Genomic DNA, 15,823 nt, shown 5'->3' with positions numbered 1-15,823 from the left:
GCGAGAACGCCGGCACGACGCGACGAAAGGCCCCGATGACCGACGCCCCGAACGACCGCAGCGCACCGGCGTACGTCAGCCCTGCGGCGAGGAAGGTGGCCGGTGGGCGCCGCAACCCGGGTGTCGTCGGTCGCGACGAGACGGCGCCGCGGTGGCTGCAGTCGCTCGCCGGGGTGTCGTGGCGGCTCATCATCGTCGTGCTCGCGATCGCGCTCGTGTTCTACGCGGTGTGGCACGTGGTGCTGCTGTTCGTCGCGCTGTTCCTGGCATGCGTGTTCACGGCCGTGCTGCGCCCGCTCGTGGACTGGTTCTCGAAGGTGATGCCCCGGGCGCTCGCGACCGCGCTCGCGCTGCTGTCCGGGATCCTGTTCTTCGCCGGGCTGCTGCTGTACGTCGGGTACTCGATCGCGAACCAGTGGTCGGACCTGCAGGACAAGTTCAGCACCGGCATCAAGCAGATCACCGACTTCCTGGAGAGCGGCAAGCTGCCGTTCACCATCACGAGCGAGCAGATCGCGCACTGGATCGACCAGGCGCAGACGTGGCTGCAGCAGCACGCGGGCGAGCTCGCGGGTCAGGCCGCCAGCCGGGCGGGCTCGGTCGTCGAGGTGTTCACCGCACTCGCGCTCGCCATCTTCTGCACGGTGTTCTTCCTCGCACGGGGCCAGGACATGTGGACCTGGTTCCTCAACCAGCTGCCGGCGCGGGCGCGCGAGACGTGGAAGATCGCCGGCGGCGCCGGCTGGTACACGTTCTCCGGGTACACGCGCGGCACCGTGATCATCGCGCTCACCGACGCGGCCCTCGCGTTCATCCTGCTCGCGCTCCTGCGGGTGCCTCTGTCGGCACCGCTCGCGGTGCTCGTGTTCGTCGGTGCGTTCATCCCGCTCGTCGGGGCGCCCACCGCGATGGTCGTCGCGATGATCGTCGCGCTCGCTGCGAACGGTCCGATCACGGCGCTGTTCGTCGGCCTCGGCATCGCGGGGATCGGGCAGTTCGAGGGGCACATCCTGCAGCCGCTCGTCATGGGGCGGCAGGTCTCGATCCACCCCGTCGTCATCGCGTTGTCCGTGACTGCGGGCACGCTCACCGCGGGCATCCTCGGCGCGGTCATCGCGGTCCCGCTCGTCGCCGTGTTCTGGGCGATCTTCTCGCGCCTGCGCACGGTCGACCCGCCGATGACGGTCGACGAGGCGATCGAGGACAACAAGCCCGTCGAGGACGACGACGAGGCGCGCGAGGACGCACCGCAGTAGGCGGGAGTCAGCCGAGCAGCGCTACGACCCGCTCGCGCACGTGATCGGGCGGCGCGAGCAGCGGGCGCGGCACGGTGCCGAGGTCGAGCCCGAGCAGCGGGCCGAGCACGACGGCCAGGCGCGCGACGCCCCACGTCGACGAGAGCTCGGCCCACGGTGCGAGCGACGACGTCGCGGCGCGCACCGCTGCCTCGTCGCCCCCGGCCGCCGCACGGGCGACCGGGACGTACAGCTCAGGGAGCAGCCCCGCGAGCCCGCAGTGCCACGCCCTGGCTCCGGCCAGCAGCCCTTCGACACCCAGCAGGTCGCCGCTGATGCCCACCTCGACGTCGAGGTCGGCGTACGCCGCGACGCGGGTGCGCACGTCGTCGGCATCGACGCCGCGGTCCTTGACGCCTGCGATCCCGGGGAGCGTCGCGATGCGGCGCACGTCGTCGACGGACAGCTCGACGCTCGTCGTGCGGGGGTTGTGGTACGCCCACAGCGGTGCGGGGGCGTGCGCGGCGACGTCGCGATACAGACCGACGACCTCGTCCGTCGTGAGGGGGAGGTACGTCGGGGTGCCCAGCAGCAGCCCGTCGGCACCCGCGGCGCCGGCGTCGCGCGCGTGCTCCTGCGCCGCGCTCGTCGTCAGCGCTCCGATGCCTGCCAGCAGTGGCACCCGGCCCGAGACCGCGCCGGCAGCGGCCGAGACCACCGACGCGCGTTGCGCACGGTCCAGGTAGGCGAACCCGCCCGCGGAGCCGAGGACCGCGACCGCGTCGGCACCGGCCGCGACAGCGCGCTCGACGAGCACCGCGAGCGCGTCCGTGAGCACGCGTCCGTCCTCGGCGCGGGGCGTGGGCAGATAGGCGACGAGGGGACCGACCATGCGCGCAGGCTAGCGTGGGCCCGGCCGCGCGGCGGCTACGATCTGACCCCCGTGAGCCGCCTCGTCGAGACCGTCGCCCCCGCGCGGCTCGGCACCGCCTTCCGCTGGCTCATGGCCTCGAGCTGGACCAGCAACCTCGGGGACGGGATCTCGATCGCAGCGGGCCCGTTGCTGGTCGCCTCGCTCACGCAGGACCCGTTCCTCGTCGCGCTCGCCGCCACCCTGCAGTGGCTGCCACCCCTGCTGTTCGCCCCGCTGGCCGGCGCGATCACCGACCGGCTCGACCGCCGCGCGATCGTCGTGCGCGTCGACCTGTTCCGCACCGTGGTGCTCACCGCGCTCGCGGCGACGGTGTGGAGCGGTCACGTGTCGATCGGGCTCGTGCTCGCGACGCTGTTCGTCGTCGGCACCGCCGAGGTGTTCGCGGACAACGCGTCGGCGACGCTGCTGCCGATGCTCGTGCACCGCGACGACCTCGCGACCGGCAACTCACGGCTCCAGACCGGCTTCATCACGTTGAACCAGCTCGCGGGTCCTCCGATCGGCGCGGCGCTCTTCGCGGCCGCGCACGTCCTGCCGTTCGGGGTGCAGGCCATCACGGTGGCGCTGGGGGCGCTCCTGGTCACGCGCGTGGTGCTCCCGCCGGTGGACCGTGGCCCTGCGCCGTCGACCCACGTGCGGCACGACATCGCCGAGGGGTTCCGCTGGGTGCGGCACCACGCGGCCGTGCGCACGCTCGTCGTGACGATCTTCACGTTCAACATCACGTTCGGCGCGGCGTGGTCGGTGCTCGTGCTGTACGCGTCGCAGCGGCTCGGCCTGGGGGCGGTCGGCTTCGGCCTGCTGACGACGCTGAGCGCGCTCGGCGGTCTCGTCGGCACCGTGTCCTACGGCTGGATCACACGCCGCGTGAGCCTCGCGGACCTCATGCGCATCGGCCTGGTCATCGAGACGCTCACGCACCTCGCGCTCGCCCTCACCACGACGCCGTGGGTCGCGCTCGTCATCTTCTTCGTGTTCGGCGCGCACGCGTTCGTGTGGGGGACCACGTCGATCACCATCCGGCAGCGCGCGGTGCCGACGGCGCTGCAGGGGCGCGTCGGGGCCGTGAACCTGGTCGGCGTCTACGGAGGACTGGTGATCGGGTCGACGATCGGCGGTGCGCTCGCGCGGCACTGGGGCGTGACGGCGCCGTTCTGGTTCGCGTTCGTGGGCTCTGCCCTGTTCGTCGTGCTCATCTGGCGGCAGCTGCGGCACGTCGCGCACACCGACGCCGGCCCAGGGCCGACGAGCTGACGCGCCGTGCGACCGATGCGCGGAATCGAGCCTGTGCGGGCCCGACGCTCGCTACGATCGCCCTGACCAGCGGGAAGGTGCCACACGGATGATCGACGCCGAGGAGACCGGCAGCGTGACGCTGTCGCACGTCGCGGAACGGGCCGGGGTGAGTCTCAAGACGGCGTCCCGCGCCCTCAACGGCGAGCGGCACGTCGCGGCGGCGACGCGCGACCGTGTGCTCGCCGCGGCGACAGCCCTGGACTTCCGCATGAACCCGCAGGCCAGCATGCTCAAGCGGGGCATCGCGACGCCGATGGTCGGCATGGTCATGGGCGACCTGGCCAACCCGTTCTACTCGGCGCTCGCGAAGGGTGTGGAGCAGGAGCTGCGGGCCGCGGGCGCCCACCTGACGATCGCCAGCTCGGACGAGGACCCGGACGTCGAGCGCGAGCTCGTCTCGGAGTTCGCCGACCGGCGCGTGCGCGGGCTCGTGATCGCCTCGACCTGCCCGTCGCACGAGAACATCGCGCCGCTGCTCGCGCGCGGCACGAACGTCGTGTTCGTCGACCGACCGCCCGTGGGTGTGGAGGCCGACTCGATCGTGCTCGACAACTACGGCGGTGCGCTCGCCGCCACCCAGCACCTCATCGCGGTGGGGCACCGGCGGATCGCCTTCGTCGGCGACTACGAGCGGCTCAGCACGCACCGCGAGCGGCGCCGCGGGTACACGGACGCGCTCGCGCAGGCGGCGTGCGAGCCGGTCGTCCGCGTGGGTTCGCACGACGTCGCGTCGGGCTACGACGCGGTGGTGGACCTGCTCTCGCAGCCCGAGCCCGTCACGGCAGTGCTCGCGGGGAACAACCGCATCGCGGTCGGTGCCGTGCGGGCCATCGCGGCCCGGCGACCGCAGACGGCGCTCGTCGGCTTCGACGAGTTCGACCTGTCCGACGTCCTCGGCGTGACGACCGTGGCGCACGACCCCGCGGAGATGGGGCGCATCGCCGCCCGGCGGCTCCTCGACCAGCACGGCGCACGCACGAGCACGCAGCGCGTCGTGCTCGCGACCCGGATCGTCCCGCGCGGCTCGGGGGAGCGCCCGCCCTCCTGAGCGGTGCCGTCGCACCACGCACGGGCCACGCGACGCGGTCCACGACAGCAGGCAGGACGAAGGGGCGCCCCCGGACGGGAGCGCCCCTTCGTCGTGCTCAGGTCACTTCTTGACGGAGACCTTGACGGTCTTGGACGACTTCGAGGACACGTTCTTGGTGTCGCTCGGGACGAACGTCGCCTTGACCTTGATCGTCTTGGACGCCTTGGGCAGGGTGACGCTGACCTTGCCGTGGGCCGACGACTTCAGGCTCGCCGTCTTGACGGCCTTGCCGTTGACGTAGACCTTCACCTTGCCCACCGCGTACGAGCCGTTGGTGAGCTTGCCGACCGTGACCGAGACCTTCGGCTTGGACGACTTCTTGAAGGCCTTGCCCGACACCTTCACCGAGCTCGGCGCCGCCTTGGACACCTTGAGCACCTTGACCAGCGTCGCGGACGAGGCGGCCGCCGTGGTGGCCGTCGTCGCGATGGACGCCGAGAAGTCGGTGTAGGAGCCGACGGCGAGCGACGTGGGCAGCGTGAGCGACGCCCGGTACGACGAGCCCGAGCGGCCCACGCTCGCGGTGCCGAGCACCTTCGAGCCGCTGCGGAACGTCACCTTGCCCGACGTGGCGCCCGTGACGGGCACGGACAGCACCGCGCGGGTCGAGGCGCCGTACACGCTCGAGGTCCGCGAGAGCGCCGGCTTGCCGAGCGTGACGACCGCCTTGTCGAACGTGATCGGCCGCGTGAGGCGGACCGACGTGCCGTCCGTGGCGGTGCCCTGTGCCCACAGCTGGACGCGTCCGACGAGGTCGGCCCGCACCGGGACGACGAGCTTCGCGGTGAACGCACCCTTCGCGTCGGTGCGTGCGGTGACCAGCGTCGAGCCGTTGGCCAGCGAGATCCGCACGTCGCTCGAGGGAGCGAACGACGAACCCGCGACGGTGACGGTCGCGCCGAGCGAGGAGCGGCTCGGCGCCGCGATCGCCGGGTCGGCCGCGGGGTCCACGGTCACCTCGACGTGAGCCGACGCGTGCGAGCTCTCACCCGTCGCCTTGAGCTCGTACACGCCCGCAGCGGCGGGCACCGCGATCGTGCCGGTCGCCGTGCCGTCGGCGGCCGCGGTGACGGTCACCGACGCGCCCGAGAGCGTGACGGCGACGTGCTCGCCGGCCTGGAAGCCGGCGCCCGTGAACGCGACAGCCGAACGCGGCTGCGCGTGCCCGGGTGCGGTGATCGAGGTGCTCACGCCGGTGACCTGGACGGTCGTCGACGCGGTCAGCCCGTTGTCGCCGGTCGCGGTGACGTCGGTGGTGCCCGACGCCCGGACCGGCGTCACGACCTTCGTCGTGAACGTGCCGTCCGAGGCGGCGGTCGCCGTCGCGGCGGCCGTGCCGACCTCGACCCGGACGCCGTCGCCCGGCAGGAAGCCGGAGCCGGTGACCGTCAGTGCCGTGCCGGCGGTGACCGTCGGGCTGGCGACCTGGACCGCGGGAGCGCCGCTGGTGTCGGTGCCGATCGCGAACACGCGCTCCTTGGCGGAGCTCGGCAGCGTCACGGAGACGATGCGGCGGCCCTCCGGCGCCGTGTACGGGGTCGTCGCGAAGACGTACGCCGTGCGGTCGCCGCTGTTGCGGGCGTTACGCTCGTCCATCGCGGCCACGACCGTGTTGTCCACGCCCGACGACGGGAGGACCCAGTCGCTCAGCGTGAGGTCGGTGAGCGCGTGGCTGCCGTCGTCGAACGTCACGGCGGCCTTGGCAGAGGCCGGTCCGTTGCGCGCCGCGCCGACGAACGTGATCTTGCGCGCCGAGGCGGCGAGCCGGACCGTCTGGCCGCTCGGGACCACCGCGTCTGGGCTGCCCTCGGCGGTGTCGGGCCACACGGCGGTGATGCCCGCGAAGGCGTCACCCGGGATGGTGAACGTGGCCCCGGGGGTCAGTCCGTGCTCCGCGAGCAGGTCGCGGCGGTAGCTGTTGCCCTCGTTGTCCAGCTTCGCGCCGTCCTGACGGGCCTGCGAGGCGGTCCCGACGACCGTCGCGAACGAGGCCAGCGACCCCTTCGCGGCGACCTTCACGGAGGTCTCCTCGGTGCGGACCTGACCGCCCGCGGTGACGCTCACCTTGACGGGGTAGGCACCCTCGGCCGCGTCGTCGGCGACGTCCACGGCCAGCGACACGGTGGCGTGCCCCTGGTCGTCGAGCGAGACGGTGCCGGGCGAGGTCACGTCCAGGCCGTGCCGGGTGCTCGTGACCTGCACGTCCGCCTGCGTGACGGCCTGGTCGAACCGCTGCACGTCGAGCGTGAGGGCCGTCGAGCCACCCACGAGAGCCGTCGGCCATGCAGGCGTGGTGGCGACGGCGACGGCCGCGCCGCCCTCGTCGAACGACGGGGGAGCGTCGTGCGTACCGGTGCCCCAGGTGTCGCTCGGCTCGTCGGCCGTCGTGAACGCCACGGTGTGGTCCGCGCCGTCGACGAGGCCCTCGACGTAGGTCGCGGTCTGCGACGTGCCGTCGACCGCGAGGTCGGCGGTGTAGCGCTTCGTCGTCGCGCCGGGGGCGGTCACGTCGATCGTGCCGCCGTCGCCCGCATGGACGCGCACCGCGTCGAACGCGGGCGTGTTGACCGTCAGCAGGTCGCTGCCCGGTGTGGTCGGGAACAGACCGATGGCCGCCCACACGTACCAGCTCGCCTGCGCGCCGAGGTCGTCGTTGCCCGGTTCGGCGCCGTGCGGGTCGGACCCGAACAGCGTGGTGCGGATCTGGTCCACGACCTCGCTCGTGCGCCACGGCTGCCCGAGGTAGTCGTACACCCACGGGGTCTGGAAGTTCGGCTCGTTGCCGGCGTTCATGTACGGCTTGTTCGCGCCGACGTTGAGGCCGTTGGTCATGAACGCGTCGAGCCGGTCGGCGGTGGCCTCGCGGCCGCCGAGAGCCGTGATCAGGCCCTGCATGTTCTGCGGCTCGAGCCACAGGTACTGCTCGGCCATGCCCTCGTCGAAGCCGACCTGGCCGTAGCCCGTGACGGTGCCCCGGTACCCGAAGTCCGTCGGCGTGACGTTGCCGTCACCCGCGGGGAACTTGCCGTTGACGTCACGTGGCGACACGAATCCCGTGGTCGGGTTGAACAGGTTCTGCCAGTACTGCGCGCGCGGCGTGAACCGGGTCGCCACGTCGTCCTTGCCGAGTGCCGACGCGAGCTGCGCGATCGTGAAGTCGTCGATCGAGAACTCCTGCGTGATCGAGGCGCCCGTCACCGCGTGGTCCGTCTGGTACTCCGCGATCTGCGGTGCGAACCCGCGGTCGTTGTACACCTTCGCTGCGGGGCGCTGGATCGCCTTCGAGTTGGTGCCGCCGGTGTAGGTGCCGGCCTCGTCGCCCACGGCGCCCTTGACCATGTACTCGAGCGCGGTGTCGACGTCGAAGTCGCGTGCGCCGAACGCGTAGGTCTGCGCGATGAGTGCAGTCGCGTTGTCACCCGACATCTGGTTGGTCGACGCGTTCGCGAACGCCCAGCGGGGGTAGGAGCCACTCTGCTCGGCGTCGTTCACGAGCGACTGCGCCATGTCGGACGCCTCGTCGGGGAACAGGATCGCCTGCAGCGGGGCGAGCGTGCGGTACGTGTCCCAGTCGGAGAACTGCGCGTACTGCCGCTCCTGGCCGGGGTGCTCGCTGAGGTGGTGCAGCTGCGGCGTCGTCTCGAACCCGAGGTAGGTGCCGTCGGCGTCGTCGAACGCGTTCGGGTGCAGCAGCGAGCGGTACAGCGTGTGGTAGAAGGTCTTGACGTCGGCCGTGCTCGCCGTGTCGCTGACCTGGATCTTCGCGAGGCGTTCGTTCCAGTCCGCATAGGTCGCGTCCCGCACGTCCGAGAACGTGGAGGCGCCCAGGGTGGGGACCTCGGCCGCGAGGTTCGCGAGGGCGCCCGCGGTGCCGGTGTACGACAGCGCGATGGCGGCGCGGACCGTGGTCGTCCCGGCCGCGAAGGAGACGTAGCCGCCGGCCTTCTTGTTGTCGACGCTCGTGCTGCCGGCGGTCGTCGTCGACTCGTCCCACGTGCCGTTGCCGGTCACGGGCTGGTCGAACTTCATCGCGAAGTACGCGGTGTACGTGTTGTTCTTCCCGCAGAAGCGACCGGTGGTCGTCGAACCGGTGAGCACGCCGGTGGCGGGGTCGTACTTCAGGGTGGCCGCCGTGGGGCTCGTGTTCGAGGCCCCCGGACGCACGAAGACCTCGGGCGTGACGCCCGAGGGGAACGTGAACGTCGCGACGCCGGTGCGTGTCGTCGCGGTCAGCTCGGACGTGATCTGCTTGCCCGCGCCGTCGGTCGAGACCAGCTTGTAGTAGCCGGGCCGGCCGACCTCGCCGGTGTGCGTGTACGAGTTGGTGCTCGCCCACGGCTTGTCGGCGGTCGCGGTGCTCACGGTCGTCGGCAGGACGGGGAAGTCGCCGAACGCGCCGCAGCCCTGCGAGGCGTGGTTGAGCCCGAAGCCGCGCAGGGTCGAGTTGTCGTAGTAGTAGCCCTGGCCGGTCCCCGGGTTGTCGGGGGAGAACTGGACCATGCCGAACGGTGCCGACGGGCCGGGGAAGTTGTTGATGGAGCCGACGACAGCGCCGCCGCTGCCCGTGCCGGCGAGCGTGCTCACATAGCTCGCCGGGTCGGCGACCCAGGTGGTCCCTGCGGCGTGCGCGGGGACCGCGGCGAGCACGGGCGTCGCCGCGACGGCGGCTCCCGCGACCCACGTGGTCCATCGAGCGAGCCTGCTTCTCGCGAGCGTCATCGATCGCCTCTCGTCCGGGGGCGGCATCGCCCCGTGCTGGTGCGTGCGCGCGTCCTCATCCGTGAGGGCGGCGACGGCTGACAACGCTGTCATGCCGACGCGGCGGCGTCAACAGGCGCGCGGTGGTTGACACCCCGGCGCATCGGACTTACCGTCACCTCGGCGTGACAACGTTGTCATCGACGACGACCGCGATCGCGCACCGCTCCATCCCTGCAGGCCAACGACGACCGACTCCTGGGGTTTCGATGCACTTGTCCTCTGTCCGACCTGCGGGGATGACCCGCAGCCTGCTCGCGTCCGGCGTCTGCCTGGCGCTCGCGGGGACGGCCCTCTCGGCGGCGACGACGCCCGCCGGCGCCGCCGACACACCCACGACGCCGGCGTTCACGTCGTCGTTCGAGACGTCCGACCCGTCGCCGCTGGCGTCGAGCCCGTACTCGCCGCCCGTCAACATCACCGGCAGCCAGTTCGGACCCGGGAGCCTGCTCGGTTCGGTCGCCGCGGTGACCGCCTCGGGCGAGAACGCGCCCAACGAGGTCGCGACCGCCGCCGCTGACGCCACGTCGAGCACCAAGTGGCTCGTGCGGACCAACACCGCGTGGCTGCAGTACAAGCTCACCGGGGCCAAGACGGTCAAGGCGTACTCGATCACGTCCGCGAACGACTCCGAGGCGCGCGACCCCAAGGCGTGGCAGGTGCTCGGCTCGAACGACGGCACGACGTGGTCCGTGGTGGACACGCAGTCGGACATCGACTTCCCGAGCCGGTTCCAGACGCAGACGTTCCAGGCCGCGACACCGGGCTCCTACCTGTACTACCGGCTCAACATCACCGCGAACAGCGGTGACTCGCTCATCCAGCTCGCCGACTGGGAGATCCTCGACGGCACGGACACGCCGCCCACGGCGTCGCCCATGGTCACGGGCGTCGGGGGCGGACCCGTGTCCGGCCCGACGATCAAGTCGACCGTCGGTTTCACCGGGCTCAAGGCGCTCCGGTACGGCGGCTCGCAGACGGCCGACGGCGACGCGCACTCGACCGACGTGCTGTACGACGGGCTCGACCTGGCCGTCACGGACGGCATGGAGCTCGCCTACAAGGTGTTCCCCGTCCTCGACGAGTCGAACCTCACCTACCCGGCGACCTACGTCGCGGTGGACCTCGAGCTGAGCGACGGCACGACGACGACGCTGATGTCCGACGCGAACCTGAGCGACCAGTACGGCTTCGGCGCCGACGCAGCGTCGCAGGGTCGCGAGAAGGCGCTCTACGGCAACCAGTGGAACTCGGTCCGCGTGGACCTCAGCTCGCTCGCGGGCAAGCACGTCACGAAGGTTCTGCTCAGCTACCACAACCCGGCGGGCAAGAAGGGCACGTCGTTCTCCGGCTGGGTCGACGACGTCGCGCTGCGCCAGGCCGCGACGGTGGACGGCTCGAGCCTGACGAACTGGGTTGACACGCGACGCGGCACGAACGCCAACTCGAGCTTCTCGCGCGGCAACAACATCCCCGCGAGCGCGGTCCCGAACGGCTTCAACTTCTACACGCCGATGACGGACGCCGGCTCGCAGTCGTGGCTCTACAACTACGCGTCGGGCAACAACGGCGACAACCGTCCCACGCTCAACGGCATCGGCATCTCGCACGAGCCGAGCCCGTGGATGGGTGACCGCGACCAGCTCGCGGTGATGCCGTCGATCACGACCGCGAGCACGCCGAGCGCGGACCTCACGGCGCGGAAGCTGCCGTTCTCGCACGACAACGAGATCGCGCGCCCCGACCTGTACCAGGTGGCGTTCGACAACGGGATCGTCGCGAAGGTCGCCCCGTCGGACCACTCCGCGGTGTACTCGTTCGCGTACCCCGCGAGCGCGAACCTCGGCACCGTGATCCTCGACCAGGTCCAGGGGACCTCGTCGATCATCTACTCCGGCAACACCGTCAGCGGGTGGGTCGAGGGCGGCTCCGGCCTGTCCGTGGGCGCGTCGCGGATGTACTTCCGCGCCGAGTTCAGCGCCACGCCGACGCGCGGTGTCACGACGGCGGGCCGGACCACCGGCCTGGCCGTGCAGTTCGACACCACGACGACCAAGACCGTCGAGATGCGCATCGCCACGTCGTTCATCTCGCTCGACCAGGCGAAGAAGAACCTCGACGAGGAGGTCACCGGCAAGTCGTTCACCGACGTGCAGCAGACCGCTGCGGGCCTGTGGAACGACCGCCTCAAGGTGATCGACGTCCCTGACGCGACGCAGGCGCAGCGCCAGACGCTGTACGCGAACCTGTACCGCCTCAACCTGTACCCGAACTCGCAGTTCGAGCACACCGGCAAGGGCTCGGCGGACGGCTACCAGTACGCGAGCCCGGTCTCGGCGAAGACGGGGTCCGCGACGGCGACCGACACGAACGCCAAGGTCGTCGACGGCAAGATCTACGTCAACAACGGCTTCTGGGACACCTACCGCACGGTGTGGCCGGCGTACTCGTTCCTGTACCCGGACGTCGCCAAGGAGCTCGTCGACGGCTTCGTCCAGCAGTACCGCGACGGCGGCTGGATCGCCCGCTGGTCCTCGCCGGGCTACGCCGACCTCATGACCGGCACCAGCTCGGACGCCTCGTTCGCCGAGGCGTACGTCTCCGGTGCGCTGTCGACCGACCTCGCGCTCGAGGCCTTCGACGCCGCGACCAAGAACGCGACCGTGCTGCCCACCAGCAGCAACGTCGGCCGCAAGGGTCTCGACACGTCGCCGTTCCTCGGCTACACCTCCACCGCGACGGGTGAGTCCGTCTCGTGGGGTCTCGAGGGGTACATCAACGACTACGCGATCGGTGAGATGGCCGCGAAGCTGGCCGCCGACCCGCAGACCCCGGCGAACCGCGTCGAGGACCTCAAGGAGCAGTCGGCCTACCTGCTCAAGCGGGCCGAGGACTACGTCAACATGTTCGACCCCTCGGTCGGCTTCTTCCAGGGCAAGACCGCTGCGGGCGACTTCGCGAAGTCCGCGTCGACGTACGACCCCACGAGCTGGGGTGGCGACTACACCGAGACGAACGGCTGGAACTTCGCTTTCCACACGCCGTACGACGTCGCGGGACTGTCGGCGCTGTACGGCGGCACCGACGGCCTGGTCGACAAGCTCGACGAGTTCTTCGGCACGCAGGAGAAGGGCACGTACGGCATCCACGAGGCCAAGGAGGCCCGCGACGTCCGGATGGGCCAGTTCGGGATGAGCAACCAGGTCTCGCACCACATCCCGTACATCTACGCCGCCGCCGGTGACCCGGCGGGCACGCAGAAGACGGTGCGCGAGGTCCTGCAGCGGCTGTTCGTCGGGTCCGAGATCGGCCAGGGCTACCCGGGCGACGAGGACAACGGCGAGATGTCGTCGTGGTACCTGTTCTCCTCGCTCGGCTTCTACCCGCTGTCGCTCGCGTCGGGCCAGTACACGGTCGGCTCGCCGCTGTTCGACAAGGTCGTCGTCGACCGCGGTGCGCACGGGAAGCTCACGATCGACGCACCGGGCAACTCGAAGAAGAACGTCTACGTCTCGTCCCTGAAGGTCGACGGCCAGGCGGTCGACGTCCCGACGATCGAGCAGTCGGCGATCCTCGACGGCAACCACACGATCACGTTCGGCATGACGGACCAGCCGACCACGTGGGGCACGGGCCACACCACGGCCCAGCAGCGCACGCCGTACGTCGACGCGGCCAAGCCGGACTACGGCACGGTCGCGGCGAGCGACGACACCGACCTGTCGCTCCTCGTCGACGACAACTCGCGCACCTCGGTGACGCTCCCGGCGACGAAGACCGACGTCACGTGGACCTCCACGAGCGGGCCGGTCGCGGTCGCGTCGTACACGCTGACGAACGCCGCCGCCGGCGCCGACGGCACGCCGTCGTCCGCACCGAAGGCCTGGAAGCTGCAGGCCTCGAACGACGGCGAGGCGTGGACCACGCTCGACGAGCGTTCCGACGAGGCGTTCACGTGGGCGACGCAGACGCGTGCGTTCACGGTGGCCGACCCGGCGCTCTACACCCGCTACCGGATCGTCATCGACGAGACGAGCACGGGTGCGCCGGCGAAGCTGGCAGAGGTCGAGCTGCTCGACGACACGCTCCAGCAGAGCTCCGACCTGGAGATCTACCCGTCGGCGACGATCAAGGCCAAGGCGGGCGCCACCGTCTCGAGCGTGCTCGCGACGGCCAAGGGCGGCACCAACGACCTGTCCGACTACACCGCGACCGTCGACTTCCTCGACGGCAACGGTGCGCAGCAGGGCACGGTCGCGCGCTCGAAGCTGGGTGGCGTGCAGGTCACGGCGCCGCACACGTTCGACGCCCCGGGCGTCTACACGGTCCGCGTCACGATCACCGCGGTGGTCGACGACGAGCCCGCGACGGTCTCCGGCCTGACGACGATCTCGGTCACACGTGACCAGACGCTCACGGGTGCGTTCAACGTGGCGTGCCTCTCGGAGGCCGGTGTGGCCGCCGACTGCGACGGCAACGGGTACTCGCTCAACAAGTCCGAGCTCGCGGCCGCCGGCTTCGAGCAGGGCAAGGCGATCGGCGTCACGGGCTCGGTGAGCTTCACCCCGCCCGTGGTCGCGAGCGGCAAGCCCGACAACGTCACCGCGCTGGGCCAGAAGATCCGGCTCGACCTGGGCGAGGGAGCGACGCAGATCTCGGTGATCGGCTTCGCCAACGAGAAGACCCAGACAGGCACGGCGACGATCACGTACTCGGACGGCAGCACGCAGGCGCTCCCGCTGTCGTTCGGCGACTGGGTCGGTGCGGCGTCGAACCCCGTGTCCGGCACCTCGGTGCTCGCCAAGGTGGTCAACCGCCAGAAGGGCACGTCGCCCAAGGCGGACAACCTGACGACGGCGATCTTCGCGACGACGCCGGCCACGCTGAAGTCGGGCGTGACCGCGGAGTGGATCACGCTCCCGGACCTGAAGAACACCGTGAAGCAGGGCCAGATGCACATCTTCGGCTTCGCGTCCGACGGTGTGCGGACGGAGACCGCCGCGCTCTCGGCCACCGGCCTGGACGTCGAGGACCAGCTCTCGGGCACCCCGGCGAAGCTGGACCTGGCCAAGGTCTCCGGCGGTCAGCCGACCGAGGCGGGCTACTCGGCCACGATCAGCTGGGGCGACGAGACCCCGGTCGAGAAGGTCGCGGTGGACGGCAAGGTCGTCTCGGGCACGCACGCCTGGGCCGCACCGGGCACCTACACGGTGACCGTCACGGTCGACGACGGCGTGTCCAGCACGAGCACGACCACGAAGGTCACCGTCGAGTCGTCGGTGTACGACACGGCGATCTCGGTGGCCCCGAGCACGGTCGCCCCCGGTGCCTCCATCACGGTCGCCGGGACCGGCTTCGCGAAGGGTGAGCAGGTCGTGGTCGAGCTGGCGAGCTCGCCGAAGGTGACCCGCACGGTCACGGCGTCCTCGACGGGCACGATCACCGCCACGGTCGTGGTGCCCAAGCCGTCGCTCGACGGCACGTACCCGATCACGGCCCTCGGGGCCCGCTCCAACACGGTCGCCGAGACCAGCGTCTCGGTGGTCAACCCGCTCGTGACGACCAAGCTGTCGATCGCCGCCTCGGCGTCGTCGGCCAAGGTCGGCAGCCCGGTCACGCTGACGGCGACGATCTCGCCCAGCGGAACCGGTGCGGTGGAGTTCCTCGACGGTCGCACGTCGCTCGGCCTCGTGTCGGTCGCGGCGGGCAAGGCCACCCTCGTGGTCGACGACCTCTCGGTCGGCACGCACACCATCCACGCCACCTACGCCGGCGACGCGGGCCACAAGCCCGCCACGAGCGGCAACGTGGTCGTCAAGGTGGAGCGGACCACGCCGGGCGTCTCGGCCCCGAAGCTGTCGCGCACCTCGAAGGTGTACGGCGCGTCGACGACGGTGACGCTGTCGACGACGGTCAAGGGCCTGACGTCGGGCACGGTGACCTTCAAGAACGGCTCGACCGTCCTCGGTCACGCCGTGATCGGGCGGATGGGCAGCGGGTACGGCGCGTCCGTCCAGCTGGCCCGCAAGCTGCCCGCCGGCACCTACTCGAAGATCACGGCGAGCGTGGCCCAGACGGCCACGACCTCGGCGGTGACCTCCGCGAAGGCGACGAAGTCGCTCAAGGTGTCGAAGGCGGCGCCGAGCTCGGTGAAGGTGTCGGGCAAGGCCTTCAAGAAGTCGTCCAAGCCGAACGTCTCGGTCACGGTCGGCAAGCTCACCAACGGCTCGTACGCAGTGGGCAAGGTGAAGGTGTACGTCAACGGCAAGGCCGTCAAGACGGTGAGCCTGAAGTCGTCGGCGCACGGCAAGGTCAGCGTGACCCTGCCCAAGGCGTCCAAGACGATCAAGGTCAAGGCGACGTTCGTCCCGAGCGACACCAAGAACGTGTCCTCGAAGTCGTCGAAGACCGTGAAGGTCTCCGTCAAGAAGTGACCGCAGCGGCCCGGGCGGGGTCGGCATCGACCTCGCCCGGGCCGTCCTGTGCCCCCACAAGAGTTGCCCCGCGCAA

At 70.9% G+C, this 15,823-nt stretch carries 6 protein-coding genes; 4 read left to right on the top strand and 2 right to left on the bottom strand.

From position 1 onward, the window contains the following. Positions 1-35: 35 nt before the first annotated feature. The gene (locus AW16_RS0101510) at positions 36-1,256 is read left to right on the top strand and encodes an AI-2E family transporter (RefSeq protein ID WP_034647890.1); all 1,221 of its coding nucleotides are present in this window, start codon (positions 36-38) and stop codon (positions 1,254-1,256) included. Between the two features lie 7 nt (positions 1,257-1,263). Here AW16_RS0101510 and AW16_RS0101505 read toward each other — a convergent pair whose 3' ends face one another. Then, positions 1,264-2,127 (bottom strand): dihydrodipicolinate synthase family protein, encoded by an 864-nt coding sequence (locus tag AW16_RS0101505; RefSeq protein WP_029287548.1) that lies wholly within the window; start codon positions 2,125-2,127, stop codon positions 1,264-1,266. A 51-nt stretch (positions 2,128-2,178) separates the two neighbouring features. Here AW16_RS0101505 and AW16_RS0101500 point away from each other — a divergent pair, with 51 nt between their 5' ends. Both AW16_RS0101500 and AW16_RS0101495 read left to right on the top strand, forming a co-directional pair. Continuing rightward, positions 2,179-3,423 carry an MFS transporter gene (locus AW16_RS0101500; protein ID WP_029287546.1) on the top strand — a complete coding sequence of 415 codons (1,245 nt, stop codon included), beginning with the start codon at positions 2,179-2,181 and terminating at the stop codon, positions 3,421-3,423. 88 nt (positions 3,424-3,511) lie between these two features. After that, positions 3,512-4,513 carry a LacI family DNA-binding transcriptional regulator gene (locus tag AW16_RS0101495; protein ID WP_029287544.1) on the top strand — a complete coding sequence of 334 codons (1,002 nt, stop codon included), beginning with the start codon at positions 3,512-3,514 and terminating at the stop codon, positions 4,511-4,513. 102 nt (positions 4,514-4,615) lie between these two features. Here AW16_RS0101495 and AW16_RS17420 read toward each other — a convergent pair whose 3' ends face one another. Continuing rightward, positions 4,616-9,274, bottom strand: a complete 4,659-nt coding sequence (locus AW16_RS17420) for a GH92 family glycosyl hydrolase (RefSeq protein WP_051681556.1) — start codon at positions 9,272-9,274, stop codon at positions 4,616-4,618. 278 nt (positions 9,275-9,552) lie between these two features. Here AW16_RS17420 and AW16_RS0101485 point away from each other — a divergent pair, with 278 nt between their 5' ends. Further along, entirely contained in the window at positions 9,553-15,747 is a 6,195-nt protein-coding gene (locus AW16_RS0101485) for a GH92 family glycosyl hydrolase (protein ID WP_081861386.1), read from the top strand. The last annotated feature ends 76 nt before the right edge of the window (positions 15,748-15,823 follow it).

The sequence above is a fragment of the Cellulomonas sp. HZM genome, assembly GCF_000708885.1.
GTDB lineage: Bacteria > Actinomycetota > Actinomycetes > Actinomycetales > Cellulomonadaceae > Cellulomonas.
Note: the sequence above shows the minus strand (reverse complement) of the source record. Positions and strands in the feature narration are given on the sequence as shown.